The following is a 22,965-nucleotide window of genomic DNA, read 5'->3' as shown; positions in this document are numbered from 1 at the left end:
GGGGTCACCGGAGTGTTCTCGGCGTCGCTCACTGGAGACCCCCGAGGCTGACGGTCGGCGCGGACGGCGCCGGCACGACGGGTTCGGCGTCCCAGCGCCCGTAGACGCGTTCGGTGGTGGTGGAGATCTGGGCGGCCAGCATGGCGACATCCGTTTCGAGGTGGTTGGCCATCGCGCGCAGGGTGTGCGGCAGCAGGTACGGCGCGTTCGGGCGGCCGCGGAAGGGCATGGGGGTGAGGAAGGGGGCGTCCGTCTCGACGAGCAGCAGCTCGCGGGGAGCAGCGGCGAGGGCCGCGCGGAGCATGCCGGCGTTCTTGAACGTGACGTTGCCGGCGAAGGAGAGGTACCAGCCGTGTTCTGCACAGATCGCGGCCATCTCGGCGTCCCCGGAGAAGCAGTGGAAGACCGTGCGCTCGGGGGCGCCGACCCGCAGCAGGGTCGCGATGACCTCGGCGTGCGCGTTGCGGTCGTGGATCTGCAGGGCGAGGCCGTTCTGCTTCGCGATCTCGATGTGCGCCTCGAAGCTGCGGTACTGGGCGGCGAGCCCCTCCGGCCCGGTGCGGAAGAAGTCGAGCCCGGTCTCGCCGATCGCGACGACCCGCGGGCGCCCGGCGAGTTCGCTGATCTCGGCGAGGGCGTCGTCGAGCGTGCCGGCCTGTTCGTAGTCCGGTGCCTCGTTCGGGTGGATCGCGACCGCCGCGAGCATGCGTGGCTCGCTCGCGGCGGCCTCGGCCGACCAGCGGGAGGTCTCCCGGTCGCCGCCGACCTGGATCACGCCCTGCACGCCCACGCTCACGGCCCGGTCGAGCTGTTCGGCGAGGCTGAGCGGATGCTCGCCGTCGCTGATCTCGAGATGGGTGTGGTTGTCGTACACCGGCACGGGGAGCGACTCCGGCGGGGCCGGGTAGCTCAGGTCGCGGCCGGCGGTCTGCTCACGCTGGCGGACGGGTTCGTTAGCCAACCGTCGCCTCGATGCGCGGGAAGAGCGCCTCGAGCGGGGAGACGTGGGTGCCTCCGGTCCACTCCCACGCGCGGTCGATGCGCTGGTCGGTGACGAGGCCCTCTCCGCCGAGGGCGGACCAGAGCTTGGCGCACGCCTCGGGGACGACCGGGGAGAGCAGCACGGCGAGGGTGCCGAGGCCGCGCACGGCGGTGAACAGCACGGCGTCGAGCCGGTCGCGGTCGGCGGGGTCCTTGGCGAGGCCCCACGGTTCCTGGGTCGTGATGTAGCCGTTGAGCTCGTCGACGAGTTCCCAGACGGATGCGATCGCCTCGTGGATCGCGAGGCGGGAGATGGCCTCGCCCGCGGCATCCGTCACCCGGATCTCGGTGGCCCGGATGGCCGCGTCCGCCTCGGTGAAGGCCGTCGTGACCGGGATCTCGCCATCGCAGTAGCGCACGACCATGGCGATGACGCGGGAGGCGAGGTTGCCGAAGCCGTTGGCGAGCTCGGACTGGTACCGGGCGGAGAGGTCCTCCCAGGAGAACGAGCCGTCCTGTCCGAAGCTGATGGCGCGCATGAAGTAGTAGCGGAACGCGTCGGAGCCGAAGGTGTCGGTGATCTGGCTCGGGGCGATGCCGGTGAGCTTGGACTTGCTCATCTTCTCGCCGCCGACGAGCAACCAGCCGTGGCCGAAGACCCGGCGCGGCACCGGGAGCCCGGCGGCCATCAGCATGGCGGGCCAGATCACGGCGTGGAACCGGAGGATGTCCTTGCCGACGATGTGCGTGGCCGGCCAGAGCCTGCTGAACCGCTCGTCGTCCTGCCCGTAACCGGCGGCGGTGATGTAGTTGAGCAGCGCGTCGAACCAGACGTAGACGACGTGGCTGTCGTCCCACGGCACCTTGATGCCCCAGTCGAAGCTCGAGCGCGAGATCGACAGGTCGGAAAGGCCCTGCTTCACGAAGGAGATGACCTCGTTGCGGGCGCTCTCGGGCTGGACGAAGTCGGGGTCTTCCTCGTAGAGGGCGAGCAGGCGCTCGGCGAAGGTGCTCATCCGGAAGAAGTAGTTCTTCTCGTGGAGCAGCTCGACCGGGAGGGAGTGGATGGCGCAGACCTGCTGGCCGATGAACTCGCCGGTGCCCTCGATCAGGTCGCTCGGCTGCTTGTATTCCTCGCAGCCGACGCAGTAGAAGCCCTCGTACTCGCCCGTGTAGATATGGCCGGCGTCGTAGAGGTGCTGCAGGAACTTCTGCGCGTTGACCTCGTGGCGTTCGTCGGTCGTGCGGATGAAGTCGTCGTTGCGAATGTCGACAGTCTTGAGCAGCGGCTTCCACGCGGTCTCGACGAGGCGGTCGGCCCATTCCTTCGGGGTGACGCCGTTCGCGGTCGCGGTGCGCAGGATCTTCTGGCCGTGCTCGTCGGTACCGGTGAGCAGCCAGGCGTCCTCGCCGGCCTGCCGGTGCCAGCGCGCGAGGAGGTCTGCGGCCACTTCCGTGTACGCGTGACCGATGTGGGGCACATCATTCACATAGAAAATGGGCGTGGTGATGTAAAAGGATGCTCCGGCGGACATGCCCCCAGTCTATTGGGAGCAACGGATGCCCCGGGCCGGGTTACGTCCCGCCTCGGTTCGGGTCAGAACGGCAGGGGCGGATGCTGCGGCGCGGCCGGCCCACGCGCCCCCGGCTTCTGCGCGAGGGCGGCCTCGTAGAGGTCGCGCTTGCCGAGGCCGGACACCGCGGACACGTCTGCTGCGGCCTCCTTGAGCCGGGCGCCGGCCGCGACCTGGGCGAGCACCTCCGCGACCCCGGTCGCGAGGTCGAGCACGCGCTTCTCGGCCCCGGCGACGACGATCGCGATCTCGCCCTTGACGCCCGCTGCCGCCCACTCGGCCAGTTCGGCGGCGGTGCCGCGCTTGACCTCCTCGAAGAACTTGGTGAGCTCGCGGCAGACCACGACGCGGCGGTCGGCGCCGAGCACCTCGGCGAGGTCGATGAGGGAGGCGGCGAGCCGGTTCGGCGACTCGAAGAAGACCATGGTGCGGCGTTCGTCGGCCACCTCGCGGAGGGCAGACATCCGGTCGCCGTGCTTGCGGGGCAGGAAGCCCTCGAAGGTGAACCGGTCGGTCGGCAGCCCGGAGACGGCGAGGGCGGTGAGCACTGCGGACGGGCCGGGCAGCACGGTGACCGTGACGCCGGCGGCGACGGCGGCATCGACGAGGTGGAAGCCGGGGTCGGAGACGGTCGGCATGCCGGCGTCGCTCAGCACGAGCAGGTCGGTGTCCCGGGCCAGCTCGACGAGCTCAGCCGCCTTCACCCGTTCGTTGTGGTCGTGCAGGCTGATCAGCTGCGGACGGTTCTCGATCGCGAGGGCCTTGAGCAGATGCACGGTGACGCGGGTGTCCTCCGCCGCGATGACCGTGGCGGTCGTGAGCGCCTCGACCAGCCGGCGCGAGACGTCGCCGAGGTTTCCAATCGGGGTGGCAGCGAGGATGATCATTCCCCCAGTCTCGCAGTCCGCGCATAACCACCGCTCACTACGATGGTCAGCGTGCTCCTCATACGCCGCTGGTTCCCGTGGGCCGGCCCCCTGTTCGTGGTCGTCGTGGCCGCCGTTCTCCGCCTCTGGAACCTCGGCTCCCCGCACGCGCTCGTCTTCGACGAGACCTTCTACGTCAAGGATGCCTGGAGCCTCTTCAACAACGGCTACGAGTCCACCTGGCCGGACAAGGCCGACGAGATCTTCGCAAACGGCAATGCGAATATCTTCACCGACGTCGGATCGTTCGTCGTGCATCCGCCGCTCGGGAAGTGGCTGATCTCACTCGGGATGGCCGCATTCGGGCCGGGAAACAGCTGGGGCTGGCGCATCGTGACGGCCCTGATCGGCATTCTCGCGGTCGTGCTGCTGATGCTCATCATCAGGAAGCTGTTCGGCTCGACCCTGCTCGCGGTCATCGGCGGGTTCCTGTTCGCGATCGACGGCAACGCGATCGTGATGAGCCGGGTGGCGTTGCTCGACAACTATGTGATGTTCTTCGCGCTTCTCGGGTTCGGGGCGATCCTGCTCGACCGGGAGTGGCACGCGACCCGCCTTGCCGCCTGGATGGCGAAACGGGCGGAGACGGGCGAGTGGCCCGGCTGGGGGCCCGCGATGTGGTTCCGGCCGTGGCTCCTCGCCGCGGGCCTCGCCTTCGGGTTGACCATGAGCGTCAAGTGGTCCGGCCTGTACTTCCTCGCCGCTTTCGGCGTCTACGTCGTGGTCGTGGACGCCCTCGCCCGCCGGCGGGCCGGCATCCCGTTCTGGGCGAGCGGTGCCATCCTCAAGCAGGGTCCGATCAGCTTCCTGCTGATGGTGCCGATCGCGGTCACGACCTTCCTCAGCTCGTGGACGGGCTGGTTCGTCACCACGGGCGGCTTCTACCGCACCTGGGCAGACTCCCCCGAGACGGCCTGGACCGGGGCATTCGCCTGGGTGCCGCATGTCGTCCAGAGTTTCTGGCACTACCAGGTCGCCGCATACACCTATCACGTCGGCCTCGTCACGCCGCACCCGTACCAGTCGAACCCGCTGACCTGGCTGTTCATGGTGCGCCCGACGAGCATGTATTACCAGTCGTCTGCGGCCGGTGAGGGCACCTGCAGCTTCTCGACCTGCTCAGAGGCGATCACCGAGATCGCCAACCCGCTGATCTGGTGGGCCGGGACCGCCGCCGTGCTCTACCTCGTCTATCGCCTCGCCCGGTACCGGGAATGGCGGGTGGGCCTGATCCTGATGGGCATGGTCGCCGGGTACCTGCCCTGGCTGATGTACACCGGCCGAACGGTCTTCCAGTTCTACTCGATCGCCTTCGAGCCGTACCTGATCCTCGCCCTCACGTTCGTGATCGGTCTCGTGCTCGGACTCGCGCCGGGCACCGGCGGGGTCGGGGCGGACGCCGTGACGCGCGAACCGGACCGGACCGTCGGCATCCGTGTGCTGATCGGCTACCTCGTGGCTGCGGTGCTGGTCAGCGCCTTCTTCTACCCGCTCTGGACGGGAATGCAGATCCCGTTCTCGTTCTGGCAGATGCATATTTGGCTGCCGAGCTGGCGATAGCCGCGCCCGGATCCCCGGAATTCCGGGCGAAGGACACCCTGCGGTTTCGTACCGTTTCGGCGATTTGAGGACTCTTCATATGCCGTTTGGGCCATATAGCGACTGGGAAACCGTTGTGAATCCGACCCACGGACCGGGGGTGCGCCCGTAGGATACTTCTATCTGCACCACGAGTGATTGCTCCAGAACCGACTGAGAAGTCCAGATCCAAACCAAAGGCCTCATGTCGGAAGCATCCGTCGCACCCACGGTGCGCATCGTCAAGACCCGTCGGGGTGGCGACTCGAAGAATCCCACCACCGAGTACTCCTCGCTGCTGCACACTGTGCGCAACCTGGGCCTCCTGAAGCGCGCGACCGGGTTCTACTGGTTCGTCTTCGGCATGCTCATCCTCGCAACTGCGGGTCTCGGCACCGGTTTCGTGCTCCTCGGCGACAGCTGGTACCAGCTGATCATCGCCGGCGTGCTCGGCATCATCCTCACCCAGTTCGCGTTCCTCGCCCACGAGGCCTCGCACCGGCAGGTGTTCGAGTCCGGACCCGCCAACGACAAGGCCGGCCGCATCCTCGCGAACCTGTTCGTCGGCATCAGCTACGCCTGGTGGATGAACAAGCACAGCCGCCACCACGCCAACCCGAACGTGATCGGCAAAGACCCCGACATCGACCCCGACTTCATCGTCTTCCGCGAGGAGGACGCCGCGAAGGTGTCCTGGCTCGGCTCGTTCGTCACGCGCAAGCAGGGCTACCTGTTCTTCCCGCTCCTGATGGCCGAGGGCTTCAACCTTCACGTCCAGGGCTTCCGCACGGTCTTCGGCCGCGGCAAGGTCGACAAGCGCTGGCTCGAGATCAGCATGCTCACGACCCGTATCGTGCTCTACGTCGCCGTGATCTTCTACTTCCTGCCGCTCGGCATGGCCTTCGCCTTCATCGGCGTGCAGCTCGCCGTCTTCGGGGTCTACATGGGCGCATCCTTCGCCCCGAACCACAAGGGGATGCCGCAGCTCCCCCACGACAGCAAGGTCGACTTCCTGCGCCGCCAGGTCCTGACCTCGCGCAACATCCGCGGCGGCACCTTCATGGACACCTTCATGGGCGGCCTGAACTACCAGGTCGAGCACCACCTGTTCCCGAACATGGCCCGCCCGCACCTGCGGAAGGCGCAGGAGATCACCAAGGAATACTGCCAGTCGCACAACATCCTGTACACGGAGACGGGCCTGTTCCAGTCGTACGGGATCGTCATCGAGTACCTGAACACGGTCGGCCTCGCCGCCCGCGATCCGTTCGACTGCCCCATGGTCGCGCGCTTCCACCACCGCTGACGGCTTTCCGCCGAGCGCGGGTGTTCCGCCGTTGCGCGGGTGGTGCACCGCCAGCGCTCGGCGTGAGGGACCGGCGCCGGTGACGCGGGAGTAGGCTCGAATCCATGTGGCTGCCGGGCGTGCTCGTCGCGGTCGCCGCCGCACTCCTTGCCGGGCTCGTGCACGCCCTCGTCCCCGGGATCCCGCTTCTCACGGCCGCCGTGGTGTTCGGAATCGTCGCCGGCCAGCTGCCGGTTGCGCGCCGGCAACTCACCGGAGTGCTCGCGCCGGGCCTCTCGGTCGCCTCCAAACGCATCATGCGCCTCGGAATCGTGCTGCTCGGCCTCAAGCTCAGCCTCGTCGACATCCTCGGCCTCGGCTGGGTGACCATCGCGACGACCGTCGCTATCGTCGTTCTCACGTTCTTCGGCACACTGTGGTTCGGCCGCAGGATGGGCCTCCCGGGGCACCAGCCCCTCCTGATCGCGACCGGATTCTCGGTCTGCGGCGCGTCCGCGATCGGCGCCATGAGTGCCGTGGTGCACGCGGACGATGACGACACCGCAACACCGATCGCCCTCGTCACCCTCTGCGGAACCCTCGCGATCGCGGTCCTGCCCGCCCTGTGGCATCCGCTCGGCCTCGACGCCCTGCAGTACGGCCAGTGGGTCGGCGCCAGCGTGCACGATGTCGGCCAGGTCGTCGCCACCGCCCAGGTCGCCGGGCCGGCCGCCCTCGCCGTGGCGATCGTCGTCAAGCTCACCCGGGTGCTCATGCTCGCGCCGATCGTCGCCGGGGTGTCCCTGCAGGAGCGCCGCAGAGACGGCAGCGAGGCAGCCTCGACCTCGGATGCGGTGCCCCTGCGGTCCGGCACCCTCGCTGCGGCGTCCGCGGATGACTCGACGCGGCATCCCCCGATCGTCCCGCTTTTCGTCGTCGGCTTTCTGGCTGCCGTGATGCTCCGCACCCTTGTGCCGTTGCCCGAGGGCGTGCTCCTCGTCGCTGACACCCTGCAGACCTATTTCCTCGCGACCGCGCTCTTCGGCCTCGGCGCGGCGGTGCAGCTCGGGGTGCTCGTGCGCACCGGCGGTCGCGCACTCACCGTCGGCCTCGGGTCCTGGGCGCTCATCGCCGCCCTCGCCTACGGCGCCGTCCTGCTCGCCTGACCGGTCGCCTGTCGCGGGTCGACCGCCGCGGTTCGCGCAGGTCGGGTCGCGCCGCAGCGATACCACGTGTCGCACGCTTCGGGTCCCGCGAGAGTACACTTTTGGCCCTTAAACCGCGAGTTTAAGGGCCAAAAGTGTACTCTCGCGGGTGCTGCGAGNCCGCGAGTTTAAGGGCCAAAAGTGTACTCTCGCGGGTGCTGCGAGCGCGGGTGCCGCGAGCGCGGGTGCCGCGCGGGCTGGTCGGGCAGGGGCGCGCGTGGCGCCGCGCGGATCAGCCGCGGGCGAGCCAGCCGCCGGGGCCAGCGTTGGGCGTGCGGGACAGGGCGAAGCGGGGCGGCGCGGCTGCAGCATCCGTGGCCAGATCCGCGAGGATCCGCCCGACCGTCGGCGTGAACTTGAACCCGTGCCCGCTGAAGCCCGCGCCGACGGTGACCGGTCCGACCCTGTCGAGCACGAAGTCCTCGTCTGCCGTGGTCGTGTATGTGCAGCTGACCGGCTCGAGGACGTCGGCGTCGGCACCCGGCAACCACTCGCGCACGTAGCGCTGCAGGGCCGCGAGCTGCACGGGCTCGGGCAGGAAGCTGCGTCGGTCCGGATCGGTGACCGGACCGACACCGTGCCAGCCGGCCTTGATCCCCTCTCCCGGGGTGCGCATGCCGTAGACCGGGGAGTACCAGTAACCGTACCGCGGGTCCGTGGTGTCGCGGGCGTGGTTGAAGCCGGGCCAGTCCTGGGCCGCCGCGTCGCGCTGGGCGAAGTGCGCCGGCTGCTCCTGGGTCACCCGAAGCCGCGGCACCGCGAGCACCCCGGTGAGCAGGCCGGAGGTCCACGCGCCGACCGTGACGACGACGTGTCGCGCTTCGATGACGCCGGTCGCCGTCGTCACGCGCACCCGGTCGTCCCCGATCACGTCGACCCGCAGCACCCGCACACCGTTCCGAACCTCGGCCCCTGCTGCGGCCGCGGCCGCCTGCAGTGCCGCCACCGCAGCATCCGCGTTGATGCGCCCGGCGTCGGGGTTGTGCAGCACCCGGCCGTCGAAGCGGATGCCCGGCCAACGCTCCCCCGCCGCCTCCGGAGTGAGGAACTCGGCTCCGAGCCCCGCTGAGCGGAGCGCATCCGCGACGGCGTCGAACGCCGGGTTCGGCCCATGGTTGACCACGCCGACCTGGTCGAAGACCGCGGCCCCCGACTCGGCCTCGAGCTCGCGCCAGAGCGGCACGGCCTCCGCGAGCATGCCGACGTAGGTGGGATCGGCGTACGCGGTGTTGAAGTTGCGCGATGCGCCGTGCGAGGCGCCGTTCTTGTGGCCCGGCTCGAAGCGCTCGAGGAGGAGCACGGGGTGTCCGCGCCGCGCGAGCTGCCACGTCGTCGCCGAGCCCATGGCCCCGCCGCCGATCACGACGGTGTCGACACGCTCGACGGCGGCGGTGTGCACAACTGATCCGAGGCTCATGCGCCCATCCTGCCAGCCTGCGCGGGCACCGGCCCAGCTCGCGAGTCGCGCGGCGTCACAGACCGGCTGAGGTGTCGCACATCGACGTTCCCCGGCCCAGGGAACGTCGATCTGCGACACCTCAGCACCGGCCGGGCGAGCCGACACCCGGACAGGGCGACCGCGCGCCCCCGGACGCGGGCGGCCGACGCGCATACGATGGACGGATGTCCGCGTATGTCTCGGCCCTCGATCTGTTCTCCATCGGGATCGGCCCCTCCAGCTCCCACACGGTCGGCCCGATGCGGGCCGCCCGCGCCTTCGCCGCCCACCTCACCGAAAGCGGCCGGCTCGGCGAGGTCACCCGGGTGAGCTGCTCGCTCTACGGTTCGCTCGGCTCGACGGGCCTCGGCCACGGCACTCCCGACGCCGTCCTCGCCGGTCTCACCGGCTTGCACCCGGAGACCTGCGACCCTGCCGCCGTCCACGGATCGTGGGCCGACCTGGACGAGGGCGCAACGCTGCTCCTCGACGGCCGCCACACGATAGCGGTCGAGCGCGGCGACATCCGCTTCGAAGCGCGCACCAGGCTGCCCGGCCACCCCAACGCGCTCACCCTGCAAGCGTGGTCGGCGACGGATGCCCTCCCCCTGTTCGAGGAGACCTGGTACTCGATCGGAGGCGGCTTCATCCGGCGCGAGGGCGACCCCATGGTTCCGCCGACGACCTCTCCCCGGCCGATGGACTACGACTCGAGCGCCGAGCTGCTCGCACTCTGCGATGCCCGCGGGGTCGACATCGCCGCGATCGCCCGCGAGAACGAGGAGTCCATCCACGGGGCCGAAGCCCTCGACGCCGGGCTCGACGCGATCTGGGACGCGATGCACGTCTGCGTCGAGGCCGGATTGGCCACGGCCGGCACCCTTCCCGGGGGCCTCAAGGTCAAGCGCCGTGCCGCCGCCATTCGCATGCAGCTCGAGGAATATGAGCTGCTGCCCCTGCGCGAGCGAGACACCTCGACCGAGTGGCTGCACGCCTTCGCCCTCGCGGTCAACGAGGAGAACGCCTCCGGAGGCCGCGTCGTCACGGCCCCGACCAACGGTGCGGCGGGAATCATCCCGGCCGTCGGGCACTACTACCTGCGGTTCGTCCCTGGGGCGAACGCCGAGGGCATCCGCCGCTACCTGCTCACGGCGGCCGCGATCGGATCCCTCGTGAAGGCCAACGCCTCCATATCCGGCGCGGAAGGCGGCTGCCAGGCCGAGGTCGGATCAGCGTGCGCGATGGCCTCCGGCGCGCTCTGCGCGGTGCTCGGCGGCACCCCGCGCCAGGTCGAGAACGCCGCCGAGATCGCGATGGAGCACCACCTCGGTCTCACCTGCGACCCCGTCGGAGGCCTCGTGCAGGTGCCGTGCATCGAGCGCAACGCGATCGCGTCGTCGACGGCGGTCTCCGCTGCCCGCCTCGCCCTGCACGGCGACGGCACCCACCTCGTCTCCCTCGACACCGTCATCGAGACCATGCGCCAGACCGGCCTCGACATGATGACGAAGTACAAGGAAACGAGCGAGGGCGGTCTCGCCGTCAACGTGATCGAATGTTGACCCGACCAGCCTAAACTGGGCAGGCACACGCGATACGGATGTCGGGCGCAGCCCTTTCGTTCCCCTGTCGCGCCGCATTCATCACGTTCACGGCATTCCGGGGGTCTCATGCGTATTCGGTCGTCCCAGCACTCATTCCGGGCCGCGGGCCCATCCACCGCGATCCTGATCTCCGGGATCCTCGTTCTCGGCCTGTCCGGGTGCGCGGCGGCTCCGGCGCCTGCGGTCGTCACGGCCACCGTCGTCGTCACCCAGACACCGACTCCCACGCCGACGCCGACGCCCACGCCCACCCCGACGCCCGTGGAGGTGCCGCTCATCCCCAACCCGCCGAAGGGATCGGCACCCACGACAACCCCGAACGCCGCTGCAATCCCCGTCGCGCCGATTCCGGAGGGGCCTGCGACCGATCTGGGAGCGACAGCGGGCGCCGAGGGATCCGCCGCGTCAAACGGCGCCGGCGCACTCCAGACCTACACGGTCGTCGAGGGCGACGACTTCTTCGCGATCGCGCAGCGTTTCGACGTGCCCGTGCAACAGCTCCTCCGGATGAATCCGTCGGTGCCCGGCCTCGGCGAGGACATCTACATCAACGACGTCATCAACCTCGACTGGACAACGAAGCGCTAGTCACACGCCATTCCCGGCGCACGCGCATCAGATTCCCCGTGGATCGCTCCATAGCCTGCACGCGCCTGCCCGGCAGCTTCGTCCGGCAGGGTGGAACCGGCGCCGATACCCGGTCGCCGGGAGGCCGGGAAACGGCACCTCTCGTTCAGCCGATCCACACTGCTCGTTCATCTCGGTGAACGAGAGTACAACCAGTCCCAACGTGTTGGGGCGCTGAAGCCGACCGGCATCGGTCGGACCGGAAGAACGTGATGCGCGGGCGAGCACACGGTTGCCCGGTCCGGCCGGGGCCGGTCGCTTGCTTTAAGCGGGCATCCACCGCACCGAGCGCGGGTGTTCCGCCGGTGCGCGGGTGGTCGACCACGCGCGGAGCGGCGCAACACCAGCGCTCGACGTCGACGTTCGACCGCCCGGCGAGCGGATGCCGCTAGCGGGTCTGGCGGAAGATCCGCTCGATGATCCCGACCACGCGCAGCGAGTCCTCCGGGTCGACGGGAGCAGGCGCACCGCGCAGCAGCGCGTCGGCGAGTCCCCGGTAGAAGGCCGCGTAGTCGCCGGGTTCGGTGGGCACCGCGTGCTGGGCGCCGTCGAGCCCGAGCATGCCCCAGGCCGACTCGTGCTCGATACCGAAACCGGCATCCGTCGGAAGAGCACCGGCGGCAAGGGTGGCCTCCTGGCCGTCGAGGCCCCACTTCGTGTACCCCGATTCAGAGCCGAGCACGTGGAAACGCGGCCCGACCTGGGCGGCGGTCCCGTTCATCCACAGGTGCGATCGCACCCCGGAACCGTGGTGCAGCGACACGAAGGTGTCGTCGTCGGCGTTCCCGCCGGGCACGCGGGTCGCGATCTCTGCGTAGATGTCATCGACCGGCCCGAAGAGCTGCAGGGCCTGGTCGATCAGGTGCGCGCCGAGGTCGAAGAGAATCCCGCCGCCCTCACGGATGCCGGCGCTCGCCTTCCAGGCCTTGGCCGACGGTGTCGGGCGCCAGAACTCGAACCGCGACTCGAAGTGCCGCACCTCGCCGAGGGCGCCCTCATTGATGAGCGCCTTCAGGGTCAGGAAGTCACCGTCCCAGCGCCGGTTCTGGAACACGGTGAGCAGCAGGCCGAGGCGTTTGGCCTTCTCGATGAGCCCCTGGCCTGCGATGCTCGTGGGAGCGAACGGCTTGTCGATGACGACGGCGAGGCCCGCGTCGAGCGCGGCATGGGCGAGTGCGACGTGGCTGCCCGGCGGGGAGCCGATCACGACGAGGTCGAGGTCGTCCGCTGCGGCGAGGAGCTCGTCGACGGTGTGCATCAGGCGCACACCCGGATAGGTCTCTGCCGCCTGCTGGCGCCGCACGGGGTCGCCCGTGACGATCGCGTCGAGGGAGAATTCTGGGTTCGCGGCGAGGAACGGGCTGTGGAACACCCTCCCGGAGAGGCCGAAGCCGATCACGGCGGATCGGATCGGACGGGCGATGTTGTCGGCTGCACTCATGCTTCCACGCTACTCCGCGGGGCACCCGCCGCCCGCCGCCACCGCGCTCCAAGCACCAGGTACGGTCTGCACCAGGTACGGTCTGCACCAGGCACGGGCCGACCTTAGAGCCGATTGACCGCCGTGACCCGGACGTGCGCGGCGCCGAGGTCGTCCGATTCGGCGAGATCGATCGTCGCGCTGATCCCCCAGTCGTGATCGCCCGCCGGGTCGTCGAGGATCTGCCGGACGGTCCACTCCGTTGCACCCTCGTCGAGGATCAGCATGCCGGACCCGCGCGCGTTGGCGCCGGTGAGGACCTCGTCGTGTTCGGCGAAGTATCCGTCCATGGCGTCTCCCCAGGCATCCGCCGTGAAGCCGTGCTCGCGGTCGAGCTCGCCGAGCGCGTCGTAGTTCTCGAGCGCCGCGAGCTGAACGCGCCGGAACAGCTCGTTGCGCACGAGGATCCGGAAGGCGCGCACGTTCGTGGTGAGCCGGCGCGGGGGCGGCGGCAGCACGGACACGGCGCCCTGCTCGTGCGCTTCGAGGTCAGGGTGGATGAGCTCCTCCCACTCGTCGAGGAGGCTCGAGTCGACCTGGCGCACGAGTTCGCCGAGCCACTCGATCAGGTCGAGCAGGTCCTCGGTCTTGGCCTCGTCCGGGATGGTCTGCCGGGCGGCCCGGTAGGCGTCGGACAGGTAGCGCAGCACGACGCCCTCTGAGCGGGCGAGCTTGTAGAACGCGATGAACTCACCGAACGACATCGCACGTTCGTACATGTCGCGCACGACCGTCTTGGGGCTGAGCTCGAAGTCCGCGATCCAGGGCTGCGACTCCTTGTAGGTCGTGAAGGTGTAGGTCAGCAGCTCCTCGAGGGGCTTCGGCCAGGTGATCTCCTCGAGCAGCGCCATCCGCTCGTCGTATTCGATGCCCTCGCGCTTCATCGCGTTGACGGCTTCGCCGCGGGCCGCGAACTGCTGGCCCATCAGCACGGGGCGCGGGTCGTCGAGGGTCGCCTCGACGATCGACATCATGTCGAGCGCGTAGGTCGGCGACTCCGGGTCGAGCAGGTCGAACGCGGCGAGCGCGAACGGCGAGAGCGGCTGGTTGAGAGCGAAGTTCGGCTGCAGGTCGACGGTCAGGCGGATGTCCCCGCTCGCGCTCTGCTCGACGATCCCGGCCGCGCGCAGCGTCTTGTAGATGCCGAGGGCACGGCGGGCGTGCGCGAGCTGGCGCTTCCACGGCTCGTGGTTGTCGAACACGAGCTCGTAGACGTGCGCGAAGGCGTCGCCGCCGCGGCCGATCACGTTGATCAGCATCGCGGCGGTCATCTGCATGCTCGAGTGCAGTGTCTCCGGCTCGGCGCTGACGAGGCGCTGGAACGACGGCTCGCCCCAGGACACGAAGCCCTCCGGCGCCTTCTTGCGGATGATCTTGCGCTTCTTCTTGGGGTCGTCCCCGGCCTTCTCGATCGCCTTGAGGTTCTCGGTCTCGTGGTCGGGGGCCTGGATCACGACGGTTCCCGCGGTGTCGTACCCGGCCCGGCCGGCGCGCCCGGCGATCTGGTGGAACTCGCGGGCGTTGAGCTGGCGCATCTTGACGCCGTCGTACTTGGTCAGGGCGGTGAAGAGCACCGTGCGGATCGGCACGTTGATGCCGACTCCGAGGGTGTCGGTGCCGCAGATCACCCGGAGCAGGCCGCGCTGGGCGAGCTGCTCGACGAGTCGGCGGTACTTCGGCAGCATGCCGGCGTGGTGCACGCCGATGCCCATCCGGATCAGCCGCGAGAGGGTCTTGCCGAAGCTCGTCGTGAAGCGGAACTCGCCGATCAGCTCAGCGATCGCCTCCTTCTGCTCCTTGGTGGCGACCTTGACGCTCGAGAGCGCCTGCGCGCGTTCGAGGGCGGCGGCCTGGGAGAAGTGCACGATGTAGACCGGCGCCTGGCCGGTCTTGAGCAGGTCCTCGACGGTCTCGTGCACCGGCGTGGTCTCGTAGTAGTAGTTGAGCGGGACCGGGCGTTCGACGCCCGTGACGACCGCGACCGTGCGGCCGGTGCGGCGGGCGAGGTCGTCGGCGATCTCGGTCACGTCCCCGAGGGTCGCGCTCATCAGGATGAACTGCACCCGGGGCAGCAGGAGAAGCGGCACCTGCCAGGCCCAGCCGCGGTCGGGGTCGCCGTAGAAGTGGAATTCGTCCATGACGACCTGGTCGACCTGGGTGTCCTCGCCGCTGCGGAGGGCGAGGTTCGCGAGGATCTCGGCCGTGCAGCAGATGATCGGGGCGTCCGAGTTGACCGAGGAGTCCCCCGTCATCATCCCGACGTTCTCCGCGCCGAAGATCTCGACGAGGGAGAAGAACTTCTCGCTCACGAGCGCCTTGATCGGCGCGGTGTAGAAACTGCGCTTGCCCGCGGAGAGCGCGGCGAAGTGCGCTCCGACCGCGACGAGGGACTTCCCGGTTCCGGTCGGCGTGCTCAGGATCAGGTTCGCCCCCGAGACGATCTCGATGAGCGCCTCCTCCTGGGCGGGGTACAGCGAGAGGCCCTGGTCCGTCGCCCACTCTTCGAATGCCGCGAACAGGGCGTCGGGATCGGTGACGGACGGGAGGGCGCTCAGAGTTGCCATGATCCTTCGATCCTGCCCTATCGCGCTGGCCGTTGCCTGCGGAGGGGGCGGAGGACGGGCAAGCGACGGCTGGAGACTCTGGCGAAAACACCAGCGAATCGTAAGGAATGCGCGGGCGCGCCCCGGTGCGGCCGCCTTAGGCTGAACGGATGACCGGCCCCGACGCGCGCACGCCCTCCCCTGGTTCCCGCGCGCGCCGGACGTGGACCCGCAGGCCCACCGTGCTCGCGGCCCTCGCCGGGATCGCGGCCGCCCTCGCCGGTCTCGGCGCCGCCGAACTGGCCGCTGCGCTGCTCGCGCCGGCCGGCAGTCCGGTCCTCGCCGTCGGCGCCCTCGTGATCGACCTCGTGCCCGGCTGGGTCAAGGAACTCGTCATCTCCCTCTTCGGCACGAACGACAAGGCCGTGCTGATCGTGACCCTCGCCCTCGGCGCAGCGGTGCTCGCCGCGGCCGCCGGGGTGCTCGAACTCCTGCGCCCGCCGGTCGGGCGCGTGCTCACGGTCGCGGCGGGCGGACTCGCCGTGTTCGCGGTGCTCAGCAGGTCGAGCGCTTCGACCCTCGACGCCCTTCCCTCCGTCGTCGCCATGGTCGTCGCGGCCGTGCTCCTGACCGTGCTGATCACCCGGCTCCGCGCCGAGACGGCTCCCGCGCCCGCGCACACCGCACCGGGCGGCGCTGACGTCGACCGTCGCCGCTTCCTCGCATACACGGGCGCGAGTGCTGCCGTCGGCGCGGTCGCCCTCGTGATCGGCCAGGTCGTGTCCGCCGGCACCCGGGCAGCGGATGCCGCCCGCGCGCTCTTCACCCTGCCAGCGCCGTCCGTCACGGCGCCCGCGATCCCGCCAGCGGCATCCGTCTCCGTTGACGGCATCTCGCCGCTCATCACCGCCAATTCGGACTTCTACCGGATCGACACCGCACTCCAGGTGCCCAGGATCGACCCGAGCACGTGGAGGCTCAAGGTCACCGGAATGGTCGAGAACGAGGTCGAACTGAGCTTCGCCGACCTGCTCGCCCTGCCCCTCGAAGAGAGCACGACAACGCTGATGTGCGTTTCGAACCCGGTCGGCGGCGACCTGATCGGCAACGCGACGTGGCTCGGATACCCGATCAGGAACCTGCTCTCCCGTGCCGTGCCGACCGCGGGCGCCGACATGGTGCTCTCCCGCAGCCAGGACGGCTGGACCGCGAGCACCCCGCTCGAGGTCCTCACCGACACGGGCCGCAACGCGATCCTCGCGGTCGGCATGAACGGCGTCCCGCTCCCGCTCGAACACGGCTACCCGGTGCGGATGGTCGTGCCCGGCCTCTACGGCTACGTCTCGGCCACGAAATGGGTCGTCGAACTCAACGTCACCCGGTTCGACCAGCACACCGCGTACTGGACGGACCGCGGCTGGTCCGAGCGGGGCCCGGTCAAGGTGTCCTCCCGGATCGACGTGCCGCGCTCGGGCGCCAGGGCCGGAGCGGGCACCGTGACCGTCGCCGGTGTCGCGTGGGCCCAGCACACCGGCATCCGCGGGGTGGAAGTGCAGGTCGACGGCGGCGCCTGGGCCGAGGCGACCCTCGCCACGGCGATCTCGGCCGACACCTGGCGCCAGTGGATCTGGTCCTGGCCTGCGACGGCCGGTGCACACACCCTCCGGGTCCGGGCGACGGATGCCGCCGGCCTCGTCCAGACGGATATCAGGCAAGACGTCATCCCCGACGGTGCGACGGGTCTCGACGAGGTCAGCGTCACGATCGCATAGGGGTCGCGGTTCCCCCCGCCACTCCATCGGCCACCCCATCCACCCTCCCCCGGCGCCGGTTCGAGCACGTTGTGCACCAATGCGCAAGCCCCGAGACAGCCCGGAATGCCGGGCGTATTCTCGTCAGAACATTCTGGCTGCCCGTTCCACGGGTGGCCTCAGCGCGAAAGGACCAACCATGCGCACCCACGCCAACTTCACCGCCGCAGAACTCCGTCGCTTCGAGCGTCTTCTCCTCGAAGAACGCCACGACGCCTTCCTGGCCAAGGGCCGCATGGACGAGACCCTCTCCGGGGTGCTCGACGCCCGCAACAGCGGAACCGACGACGACGAGCACGACCCCGACGGCCCGACGCTCACGATGGAGTGGTCCCGGATGTCGGGCGTGCACAGTGAACTCGTCGCGAAGTCCGCAGCGATCGACCGTGCGCTCGCCCGGATCCACGAGGGCACCTATGGCCTGTGCGTGCGCCGCGGTGAGCTGATCAGCCGCGAACGGCTCGAGGCCCGTCCTGCCGCGGAACTCTGCATCGACTGCGCCCGCGAGATCGAGGCCGGCGCGCGATAACAGCACCGGCGAAGAAACCCCCGGCGTTCGTCACGCCGTGACGACCCGTCCCACGACGCACAGCACGGCGAGCAGGCCGAGCGCACAGGTCGCGGCGGCGAGCGCCGCGAACGGCCACGCACCACGGGAGGCGAGCGTTGCGGAGTCCCGCAACTCGGCGTGCACCCGCCGGTAGCGGTAGCGCACGCCGATGTACGCGGCAAGGGCGAGCGCGAGCCCGGCCGCGCCGAAGAACACGGCCACGACCCCCACGAGCGGTGCCGCGAACCGCACCCCGGCCGCCACGGCGACGGCGAGCGCGAGCACCGTGCGCTGCCACGCCAGCAGGGTCCGTTCGGGTTGCAGTCCGGGGTCGAACGGATGCTCGGCGCCCTCCGGTGCCTCCGTCACGACCCCGCCCGCCGGCATCCGCTCACCGGAACTGACCGCTGTTCACGAGACTGCGCCCCGTCAGAGGGCTGCGCCCTTTCACAGGACTGCATCGCTTCACAGGACTGCGCCGCTTCACAGAAACAAGCCCGCGAAGATCAGCAGCCCGCCAACGACGATGCCGACGGCGAGAACACCGGACAGCGCGGGGGCCGGCAGCGGCCGGTCCTCGCGGAGGGCGCGTTCGATTCGGCTCCAGTTCAGCCACGCGTGCACGGGAGCCAGCAGCCCGAGCACCAGGAAGACGACGGCCGATGCGACCCGGAAGTCCCCCCGGATCGGCAGCTCGAGCACCTCGAGGGCGACGCCGACCGCGAGGAGGGCGAGCGAGGTACGGATCCAGGCGAGGAACGTGCGCTCGTTGGCGAGGCTGAACCGGGGGTCCGGTTCCCGGCCGTGTCCGTAGACCGACCGGGGAAACCGTCCTTCGGGCATCTGCCTAGACCTCGTCGGTGACGGGAGCGGCGAACTGGGAGTTGTAGAGGGCGAAGTACGCGCCCCCGGAGAGCAGCAGTTCCTCGTGCGTGCCGAGCTCGACGATCCGGCCGGACTCCATCACGAGGATGAGGTCGGCGTCGCGGATCGTGGAGAGCCGATGCGCGATCACGAAGCTCGTGCGGTCGGCGCGGAGCGCGCTCATCGCCTTCTGCACGAGCACCTCGGTGCGGGTGTCGACGGAGCTCGTCGCCTCGTCGAGGATCAGCACGCTCGGCTTCGCGAGGAACGCCCGCGCGATCGTCAGCAACTGCTTCTCACCGGCGCTGACGTTGCCGCCCTCGTCGTCGAGCACCGTGTCGTAGCCGTCCGGCAGCGAGTGCACGAACCGGTCGACGTAGGTGGCGCGCGCGGCGGCCTGGATGTCCTCCTCCGAAGCGTCCGGACGGCCGTAGGCGATGTTCTCCCGGATCGTGCCGCCGAACAGCCAGGTGTCCTGCAGGACCATGCCCATCCTGCCGCGCAGGTCGTCCCTGGTCATCTTCGCGATGTCGATGCCGTCGAGGGTGATCCGGCCGGAATCCAGCTCGTAGAAGCGCATCATCAGGTTGACCAGGGTCGTCTTGCCCGCCCCGGTCGGACCGACGATCGCGACCGTCTGGCCCGGTTCCGCGACGAGGTTGATGTGCTCGATGAGCGGCTGGTCGGCCGAGTAGCTGAACGACACGTCCTCGAAGGTGAGCCGGCCGTGGTTGTCCGTCGGGCTCTCAGCGGGCTCGGGGTCTGCGCTCTGCTCTTCGGCGTCGAGCAGGCTGAAGACGCGCTCAGCGGATGCGACGCCGGACTGCAGCAGGTTGGCCATCGACCCGAGCTGCGCGAGCGGCTGGGTGAACTGGCGCGAGTACTGGATGAAGGCCTGCACGTCACCGAGCTGCATGGCGCCGGAGGCGACCTGCAGCCCGCCGACGACGGCGATGCCGACGTAGACGAGGTTGCCGATGAACGTCATCGCGGGCATGATCAGGCCGCTGATGAACTGGGCGCCGAAGCTCGCGACGTAGAGTTCCTCGTTCTTGGCCGCGAAGCGCTCCTCGACCTCCTTCTGGCGTCCGAACACCTTGACGAGGGCGTGGCCGGTGAAGGTCTCCTCGATCTGGCCGTTGAGCTCGCCGGTGTTGGTCCACTGGCCGACGAAGAGCTTCTGCGAGCGCTTCGCGATCAGCATCGTCGTCACGAGGGTGAGCGGGATCGTGACGAGGGCGATCAGGGCCAGGAGCGGCGAGAGCAGGAACATCATCACGATGACGCCGACCACGGTCAGCAAAGACGTGACGATCTGGCTCATCGACTGCTGCAGGCTCTGCGAGACGTTGTCGACGTCGTTCGTCACGCGGCTGAGCAGCTCGCCGCGCTGAACGGTGTCGAAGTACTTGAGCGGAAGCCGGTTGATCTTCGCTTCGATCTCCGCGCGGAGGCGGAACACCGTGCGCTGTACGACGCCGTTGAGCACGTAGGCCTGGATCCAGCTGAACGCCGAGGACAGCACGTAGAGGATCATCGCCCAGAGCAGAACGGTGGAGAGCGCGGCGAAGTCGATGCCGAGGCCCGGGGCCAGGGTCATGCCGCTCAACAGGTCGGCCTTGCCGGTGTCGCCGGAAGCGCGGAGGCCCGCGATGACCTGGTCCTGGGTGACCCCGGCCGGGAGCGCCTTCGAGACGATGCCCGCGAAGATCAGGTTGGTGCCCTGGCCGAGTAGGCGCGGGCCGATCACGGAGAAGGTGACGCTGATCACGGCGAGCACGACGACGACCAGGAGCCAGAGCCGTTCCGGCCGGAGCTTGCCCATCAGGCGCTTGGCGGAGGGGCCGAAGTTCATGGCCTTCTCCACGGGCATGCTCATTCCGCCCATCGGGCCGTGGCCGCCGCCGGGACCGCGTCCGCCTGGCCCGCGGGCCGGTGCTGCCGCCGCGGGGCGTTCGGTTGACTCGCTCATGCTGCTTCCTCCGCTGTGAGCTGTGAAGACACGATTTCCTGGTAGGTCGTGTTGGTGTCGAGGAGCTCCTCGTGGGTGCCCCGTCCGACGATCCGGCCGTCCTCGAGAACGAGGATCTGGTCGGCGTCGATGATCGTCGACACCCGCTGGGCGACGATGATCATCGTGGCCCCGTCGGTCCCGACCTTGAGCGCCGCCCGGAGCCGGGCATCCGTTGCGAGGTCGAGCGCGGAGAAGGAGTCGTCGAAGATGTAGATCTCCGGCCGTTTGACCAGGGCCCGGGCGATCGCGAGCCGTTGCCGCTGCCCGCCGGAGACGTTGGTGCCGCCCTGGGAGATGGGCGCGTCGAGGCCTTCTGGCATCTCCTCGACGAAGTCCTTCGCCTGCGCGATCGTGAGCGCCTGCCAGAGTTCGGCTTCGGTCGCGTCGGGCTTGCCGTAGAGCAGGTTGCTGCGCACGGTGCCGGAGAACAGGTAGGGCTTCTGCGGCACGAGGCCGATGTGCCCCCAGAGCAGGTCGGGGTTGAGCTCGCGCACACCGACGCCGTCGACGAGCACGGTGCCGCTCGTCGCGTCGAAGAGCCGTGGGATCAGGTTGATCAGGGTGGTCTTTCCGGAGCCGGTGCTGCCGATGATCGCGGTCGTCTCGCCGGAACGGGCGAGGAAGCTCACGTTGCTGAGCACGGGCTGCGCGGCGCCGGGGTATTCGAAGCCCACGTCGAGCAGTTCGAGCTCGCCGTGGCCGACGGTGGCGTTGACCGGGTTCTGCGGCGGGCGCACGCTCGACGGGGTGGCGAGCACCTCGCCGATGCGGTCGGCGGAGACGGTCGCCCTCGGGATCATCACGGCCATGAAGGTCGCCATCATGACGGCCATCAGGATCTGCATCAGGTAGCTGAGGAACGCGATCAGGGTGCCGACCTGCATCGAGCCGTCCTGGATCCGGAAGGCGCCGAACCAGATCACGGCGACACTCGACACGTTCAGCACGAGCATCACGATCGGGAACATCAGCGCCATCAGGCGGCCGGCGCGAAGTGCAACGTCGGTGACGTCCTCGTTGGCGACCGCGAAGCGGGCCGTCTCCCGGTCCTCGCGCACGAAGGCGCGAATGACCCGGATGCCGGTGAGCTGTTCCCGGAGGACCCGGTTGACGGTGTCGATCTTGACCTGCATCGTGCGGAACAGGGGAATCATCCGCACGATGATGAGCCCGACGGCGATGAGGAGGACCGGAACGCTCACGGCGATCAGCCAGGACAGCTGCACGTCCTGGCGGATGGCCATGATCACGCCGCCGATCGAGAGGATCGGGGCGGAGACCATCAGGGTCGAGGTCATCAGCACGAGCATCTGCACCTGCTGCACGTCGTTCGTGGAGCGGGTGATCAGCGACGCGGCGCCGAACCTGGTCACCTCCTGCTCGGAGAACTCACCGACCCGGGTGAAGACCGCGCCGCGCAGGTCGCGGCCCAGGGCCATGGCCGACTTCGCGCCGAAGTAGACGGCGATGATCGAACAGATGATCTGCGCCAGGGTGATCAGCAGCATCAGCCCGCCGGTGCGGAGGATGTAGCCGGTGTCACCGGTGGCGACGCCCTGGTCGATGATGTCGGCGTTGAGCGTCGGCAGGTACAGCGAAGCGATCGACTGCGCGAGCTGGAACACCACCACCGCCGTCAACAGCCGCCAGTATGGCCGTAAGTACTTCACGAGTAATTTCCAGAGCATCGGTTCTCCTAGGGCAAAGCGGGGATCAGGGTGGAGTCTGTGGCCGGCGCGGGGGCCGGAAGGGTGGTGTCGACGAGTGGTGAGCCGGGCACCGTCGGGCCGGGCGCGGGGAATCCGTCGATCCCGTGCAGGATCAGGGCGGCGATCTCGGCGTCGTCGAACTCGGGCCCGTTACGGACGTGAGGGACCGACGCGGCCAGGGTCAGCATCCGGATGACCTGGGCCGCACGCTCGGCGGACACCGTGAGCCGGTCGAGATCCGGCGCGAGGATCCGCGCGATGATCTCAACGAATTCCCGCCGGGAGTCGTCGCCGGGGTGCGGGCCGCGATGCCCGATCACGGACATCAGGCTGAACACGGTCGTGAACCGGTCCCGCATCAGGGCGACGATCGCGGTGATGCGTTGTTCGAGGGGCAGGGTGGTGTCGATGCCGCGCAGCCGGCGCCGGAACGGTTCGGGGTCGACCTGCCGGGCGACGACGGCATCGATCAGGTCGTCCTTGCTGTCGAAGGCCCGGAAAATGGTGCCCTCCGCAATACCTGCCCTGTCGGCGATCTGCCGGGTCGTGACGGCGTTCCCGTGCTCGAGCAGCAACGGAAGGGTCGCTTCGATGAGCATCGCCCTCCGGTCCTCGACCGGCAGCGGCTTGGCACGGGGCGGCTTGGCTGACATCCCCCCAGCTTAGATGAGTGAGCGCTCACTCACAAGTGGATGCCCGGCGAATTTCTTGTGAACAGCCTTCGGCTTCCGGAAACTGCTTGCACTCTCCCTGAGAGTGAGTGTACAGTCACTCAC

General features: G+C 69.2%; 18 protein-coding genes. 7 read left to right on the top strand and 11 right to left on the bottom strand.

From position 1 onward, the window contains the following. Positions 1 to 28: 28 nt before the first annotated feature. The 3 genes from E3O39_RS12895 to rsmI form a co-directional block, all read right to left on the bottom strand. Entirely contained in the window at positions 29 to 961 is a 933-nt protein-coding gene (locus E3O39_RS12895; protein WP_134448209.1) for a TatD family hydrolase, read from the bottom strand. Continuing rightward, a complete protein-coding gene (gene metG / locus E3O39_RS12890) occupies positions 954 to 2,516 on the bottom strand; it encodes a methionine--tRNA ligase (RefSeq protein ID WP_134448207.1) in 1,563 nt (520 codons plus the stop codon). Before metG ends, E3O39_RS12895 begins: the two co-directional genes overlap by 8 nt. Positions 2,517 to 2,578: 62 nt before the next feature. Beyond that, a complete protein-coding gene (rsmI, locus tag E3O39_RS12885) occupies positions 2,579 to 3,442 on the bottom strand; it encodes a 16S rRNA (cytidine(1402)-2'-O)-methyltransferase (protein ID WP_134448205.1) in 864 nt (287 codons plus the stop codon). A 51-nt stretch (positions 3,443 to 3,493) separates the two neighbouring features. Here rsmI and E3O39_RS12880 point away from each other — a divergent pair, with 51 nt between their 5' ends. The 3 genes from E3O39_RS12880 to E3O39_RS12870 all read left to right on the top strand — a co-directional run bounded on the left by E3O39_RS12880 (position 3,494) and on the right by E3O39_RS12870 (position 7,510). After that, a complete protein-coding gene (locus E3O39_RS12880; RefSeq protein ID WP_241985068.1) occupies positions 3,494 to 5,041 on the top strand; it encodes a dolichyl-phosphate-mannose--protein mannosyltransferase in 1,548 nt (515 codons plus the stop codon). A gap of 223 nt (positions 5,042 to 5,264) precedes the next feature. Then, positions 5,265 to 6,365, top strand: a complete 1,101-nt coding sequence (locus E3O39_RS12875) for an acyl-CoA desaturase (RefSeq protein ID WP_134448201.1) — start codon at positions 5,265 to 5,267, stop codon at positions 6,363 to 6,365. Between the two features lie 104 nt (positions 6,366 to 6,469). Then, positions 6,470 to 7,510 carry a YeiH family protein gene (locus tag E3O39_RS12870; RefSeq protein WP_134448199.1) on the top strand — a complete coding sequence of 347 codons (1,041 nt, stop codon included), beginning with the start codon at positions 6,470 to 6,472 and terminating at the stop codon, positions 7,508 to 7,510. Positions 7,511 to 7,781: 271 nt separating this feature from the next. Here E3O39_RS12870 and E3O39_RS12865 read toward each other — a convergent pair whose 3' ends face one another. Beyond that, positions 7,782 to 8,966, bottom strand: a complete 1,185-nt coding sequence (locus E3O39_RS12865) for an FAD-dependent oxidoreductase (RefSeq protein WP_134448198.1) — start codon at positions 8,964 to 8,966, stop codon at positions 7,782 to 7,784. Positions 8,967 to 9,172: 206 nt separating this feature from the next. Between E3O39_RS12865 and E3O39_RS12860 the strand changes: the two genes are divergently transcribed. Together E3O39_RS12860 and E3O39_RS12855 are read left to right on the top strand one after the other, a co-directional pair. Further along, a complete protein-coding gene (locus E3O39_RS12860) occupies positions 9,173 to 10,549 on the top strand; it encodes an L-serine ammonia-lyase (RefSeq protein ID WP_134448195.1) in 1,377 nt (458 codons plus the stop codon). Between the two features lie 108 nt (positions 10,550 to 10,657). Beyond that, the gene (locus E3O39_RS12855) at positions 10,658 to 11,179 is read left to right on the top strand and encodes a LysM domain-containing protein (RefSeq protein ID WP_134448193.1); all 522 of its coding nucleotides are present in this window, start codon (positions 10,658 to 10,660) and stop codon (positions 11,177 to 11,179) included. 427 nt (positions 11,180 to 11,606) lie between these two features. On the opposite strand, the gene E3O39_RS12850 is transcribed toward E3O39_RS12855, so the two are convergent. Both E3O39_RS12850 and E3O39_RS12845 read right to left on the bottom strand, forming a co-directional pair. After that, a complete protein-coding gene (locus E3O39_RS12850) occupies positions 11,607 to 12,659 on the bottom strand; it encodes a Gfo/Idh/MocA family oxidoreductase (RefSeq protein ID WP_134448192.1) in 1,053 nt (350 codons plus the stop codon). Between the two features lie 104 nt (positions 12,660 to 12,763). Then, positions 12,764 to 15,262 carry an RNA helicase gene (locus E3O39_RS12845; protein ID WP_134448190.1) on the bottom strand — a complete coding sequence of 833 codons (2,499 nt, stop codon included), beginning with the start codon at positions 15,260 to 15,262 and terminating at the stop codon, positions 12,764 to 12,766. Positions 15,263 to 15,411: 149 nt separating this feature from the next. On the opposite strand from E3O39_RS12845, the gene E3O39_RS12840 reads away from it, so the two are divergent. Both E3O39_RS12840 and E3O39_RS19010 read left to right on the top strand, forming a co-directional pair. Beyond that, the gene (locus tag E3O39_RS12840) at positions 15,412 to 17,013 is read left to right on the top strand and encodes a molybdopterin-dependent oxidoreductase (RefSeq protein WP_134448188.1); all 1,602 of its coding nucleotides are present in this window, start codon (positions 15,412 to 15,414) and stop codon (positions 17,011 to 17,013) included. A 178-nt stretch (positions 17,014 to 17,191) separates the two neighbouring features. Next, on the top strand, positions 17,192 to 17,581 hold the full coding sequence (locus tag E3O39_RS19010) for a TraR/DksA C4-type zinc finger protein (protein ID WP_166787332.1): 390 nt from the start codon (positions 17,192 to 17,194) through the stop codon (positions 17,579 to 17,581). A gap of 30 nt (positions 17,582 to 17,611) precedes the next feature. Here E3O39_RS19010 and E3O39_RS19155 read toward each other — a convergent pair whose 3' ends face one another. From E3O39_RS19155 to E3O39_RS12810, 5 genes are all read right to left on the bottom strand, one after another. Next, positions 17,612 to 17,971, bottom strand: coding sequence for a DUF202 domain-containing protein (locus E3O39_RS19155; protein ID WP_174774852.1), 360 nt, complete (start codon positions 17,969 to 17,971; stop codon positions 17,612 to 17,614). Positions 17,972 to 18,085: 114 nt separating this feature from the next. Next, the gene (locus E3O39_RS12825; protein ID WP_134448184.1) at positions 18,086 to 18,445 is read right to left on the bottom strand and encodes a YidH family protein; all 360 of its coding nucleotides are present in this window, start codon (positions 18,443 to 18,445) and stop codon (positions 18,086 to 18,088) included. Positions 18,446 to 18,449: 4 nt separating this feature from the next. Next, positions 18,450 to 20,438: an ABC transporter ATP-binding protein gene (locus E3O39_RS12820; RefSeq protein WP_134448182.1), complete on the bottom strand. Its 1,989-nt coding sequence runs from the start codon at positions 20,436 to 20,438 to the stop codon at positions 18,450 to 18,452. Next, positions 20,435 to 22,168, bottom strand: coding sequence for an ABC transporter ATP-binding protein (locus tag E3O39_RS12815; RefSeq protein WP_134448180.1), 1,734 nt, complete (start codon positions 22,166 to 22,168; stop codon positions 20,435 to 20,437). Before E3O39_RS12815 ends, E3O39_RS12820 begins: the two co-directional genes overlap by 4 nt. A gap of 8 nt (positions 22,169 to 22,176) precedes the next feature. Further along, positions 22,177 to 22,842, bottom strand: coding sequence for a TetR/AcrR family transcriptional regulator (locus E3O39_RS12810; RefSeq protein ID WP_134448178.1), 666 nt, complete (start codon positions 22,840 to 22,842; stop codon positions 22,177 to 22,179). Positions 22,843 to 22,965 lie beyond the last annotated feature (123 nt).

The organism is Cryobacterium sp. MDB2-A-1 (assembly GCF_004402675.1).
Classification (GTDB): Bacteria; Actinomycetota; Actinomycetes; order Actinomycetales; family Microbacteriaceae; genus Cryobacterium; species Cryobacterium glucosi.
This window is presented reverse-complemented; position numbering and strand designations above follow the sequence as displayed.